Source organism: Photorhabdus heterorhabditis (assembly GCF_018448905.1).
Taxonomy (GTDB): domain Bacteria; phylum Pseudomonadota; class Gammaproteobacteria; order Enterobacterales; family Enterobacteriaceae; genus Photorhabdus; species Photorhabdus heterorhabditis.
The window spans coordinates 1-1,605 of record NZ_RCWA01000113.1 but is presented as its reverse complement, the minus strand read 5'-3'; the positions used below and the strand labels follow the sequence as shown (position 1 = coordinate 1,605).

Sequence of the window (1,605 nt, the reverse complement as noted above, 5' to 3'; positions counted from 1 at the left end):
TGGCTGCCTTCGCGCCCCCAGCACCGGCGACGGCCATGCTCGGTGATGTCGAGCAACAGCGGCTGCAACCTGTACTGGCAGCCAACTGGCACTGATCGGTAACAAGGCCCGTGATGGTTATCGCGGGACTTTATAACCGATATTCCGCATCCCATTCAGGAAGAAAAAAACGCATACCATTGACCGAATATTTTCAACAGGTCACTTTGGTACGGTTGTATACCCGTTACCCTCCGATGTTCTTGAAACTCGAAGGGATTAATCTCTTCAAAGGTTAAAAATACCCAACGGGCGGTGGGCGATTGTGTCTGATTTCAGCGTGTTTTTCGTAAAAGTCTGTGCTTCATATTGCGCGGCGGCCGGACTAGCACACTATTTTTAAATCAGGCATGTGGTGCGGAATGACGGACAGACTAATTTGTGTAAAAAAAATTATATATTAATGGTGTGGTCATATATTCCCTGACGTTTTTTGATCATTGTTTGCTCGGTTGTTGGATTGGGATTTTTAAGCCTGATAAGCATATCATTAATATTATTAATAAGTATTCTGGTTTGTCGTGCTGACTTCGGTAAATGTGCCTTTTTATTTTTGTAAAAAGTTCTCGATTGGGTGATTGAAAAATTCTCGTGCAATAAGCTAGCCTATACAAAATAAATGTGTCTTAAACCTACCTGTATACCAAATTTTGGCTAGTTTATAATTGAAATCTCTTTTCTTAGTCTTTTTTGTTGAGCGATTATTAGCTGCTTTGTCCAGTCGGTAATACCGATTAGTTTCATTGTGATGGCGATAACTGATCGATATCTTAATTTCACCGATTCAAGAGTCGTTGCAATGACTGAATCAAATTGTTGATGTTTATGTTTTGTTATCAATGTAAGCGTGAAAATTATAAATTTAATAAATTTTAATATTATTGTGTGGTTAATGTCACTGTTTGTGAATGTATTAAATGAAATTTATTATTATTTGATGATATAATCGCCTAATTATATGAATTGTGATTTGTTTACTAAACGGATTGCGGGTGTGTCTGGATAGCTTGCTAGGGGTGAGATGAATATCCAGATTTTTGATTTAAGGATTAAGTTGTCTGATGCAAGATAATGAAATGAGTACTGAGCCACTGATATGTCCTCGCTGCGCCGGCAGATTGGCGTGGTGTTGCAGGACAATATGCTATTCAACCGCAGCATTCGCGAAAACATTGCCTTGAGTGATCCGGGTGCGCCGCGCGAAGTGGTCGTGCACGCCGCCCGCCCGCCTGGAGCCCATGAATTCATCCTTGAACTGCCCGAAGATTTGGAGTGACAAGATGAAAGTATTACGTATACATGAAAGGTTTAAAAATTGGCGAAATATGATTATTTTTATGAGCTGTACATTATTAATGGCCTGCTCTAAGCCCATTGATATATACAAGCCGATTGACGTATCGAAGTCTGGTCAATCAGTCAAAATTGATTTTGAAATCAGTAAGAAAGGGAATTATCAGTTTGCCTTGCTGTTTGATAAAGGGGATGACTATGAGGAAATGAAAAGGCGGCTTGAGTTGTTCGGGAATGTTGATAAGGGCGGGGTAATAACCCCAGTTTCGCTTC

Annotated in this window: 2 protein-coding genes; both read left to right on the top strand. The window is 40.3% G+C overall.

The genetic code is table 11. The features are described from left to right. Window positions 1-1,135 precede the first annotated feature (1,135 nt). Entirely contained in the window at window positions 1,136-1,315 is a 180-nt protein-coding gene (locus EAE89_RS22765) for a P-loop NTPase family protein (protein ID WP_054481517.1), read from the top strand. Window positions 1,316-1,319: 4 nt separating this feature from the next. Next, on the top strand, window positions 1,320-1,605 hold a 286-nt coding region (locus tag EAE89_RS22760), incomplete at its 3' end, for a DUF5625 family protein (protein WP_244866745.1).